General features: G+C 37.7%; 2 protein-coding genes. One reads left to right on the forward strand and one right to left on the reverse strand.

The features are described from left to right. On the reverse strand, positions 1-634 hold a 634-nt coding region (locus tag CQ058_RS31330), incomplete at its 3' end, for an aminotransferase class I/II-fold pyridoxal phosphate-dependent enzyme (protein ID WP_142396456.1). A 99-nt stretch (positions 635-733) separates the two neighbouring features. On the opposite strand from CQ058_RS31330, the gene CQ058_RS31335 reads away from it, so the two are divergent. Continuing rightward, the coding region (locus tag CQ058_RS31335) for a LysE/ArgO family amino acid transporter (protein ID WP_105590277.1) at positions 734-1,304 on the forward strand (571 nt) is incomplete at its 3' end.

Raw genomic sequence — 1,304 nt, forward strand, 5'->3', positions numbered from 1 at the left:
GTTGTTCTTGAAAGACAATAGATCCTTCTTCTAATAATCCAACTGCAATTAATTGCAGTGCTTGAAGTGCTCCTGAAACAATTAAAATGTTCTCTGGTGCTGTTTGAATACCACGTTTTTTTAAATAATTACATAAAATCCCCCGAAGCTTTTCACTTCCTTGTGGTGATGAATAGCCAAGTGCCTTTGATTCAAGTGAAATCTTTTTTAACGACTGTTCAATTTGTTTCGTTGGAAGTAATTCTGGTGATAATTCACCTGTTCCAAGACGGATGATATGATCCATTTGCTCATATTCGTTGATGAGTTGAATCGTGTGGTAGTTTGGTTTATGAATACTTGATTCAATGTGTTGCTGCCAATTGGGTTGAGATCTGTTCAAAAGCACATTCCACGAATTATTGGCCACAAATACCCCTGACCCCACTTTAGATTCGAGCAAACCATCCGCCCTTAATTCATCAAGCGCAAGTTGCACAGTACTTCGGTTCACATTAAATTGCGTTGCAAGTTGGCGCTGTGTTGGGATTTTTGTGCCAACAGTCCAATCACCTCGCTCAATATGAGACTTTATCCAATCTACAATTTGCTCTTGAAAGGTCAAATGAGAATGACGATTTGGTTTCCATTTCATCTAATTCCCTCCTAAATTGGGTGGATTAAAAACCATCCAATTGGTTGTTTTCTTTTAGTTTTATCATAGTACGATAGTAATTGAAAGGAAGTTGATTATATGGAAGCTATTGTTCATGGAATAATCTTAGCATTCGGACTTATTTTACCTTTAGGGGTACAGAATGTATTTGTATTTTCACAAGGAGCCACACAGCCAAAACTAATTCGAGCACTTCCGGCGGCTGTTACAGCTGCACTATGTGATACTTTTTTAATTCTTTTAGCTGTTTTTGGGCTATCCACTATCGTTTTACAATTTGAATGGCTACGACTTAGCCTAATGATTGCTGGTATTTTATTTTTACTTTACATGGGATACGTTATTTGGAGGTCTGAGCCAACAACAAGTAAAACAAATAAAGCATTACCAATCCGTCAGCAAGTCATCTTTGCTTTATCGGTTTCTTTATTAAACCCTCATGCTCTCTTAGATATAGTCGGTGTTATTGGGACAAGTGCATTAAAATATGTCGGAACGGAACAAGTTATTTTTACAATCACATGTATTACAGTATCCTGGGTTTGGTTCTTTGGGTTAACGCTCGCCGGTACAGTCATGAAGAAGATAGATGGAACAGGAGGTTTAATGAACATATTCAACAAATGCTCCGCCCTGTTTATCTGGGGAA

The sequence above is a fragment of the Bacillus sp. MYb56 genome, from assembly GCF_002976445.1.
Taxonomy (GTDB): domain Bacteria; phylum Bacillota; class Bacilli; order Bacillales; family Bacillaceae_G; genus Bacillus_A; species Bacillus_A mycoides.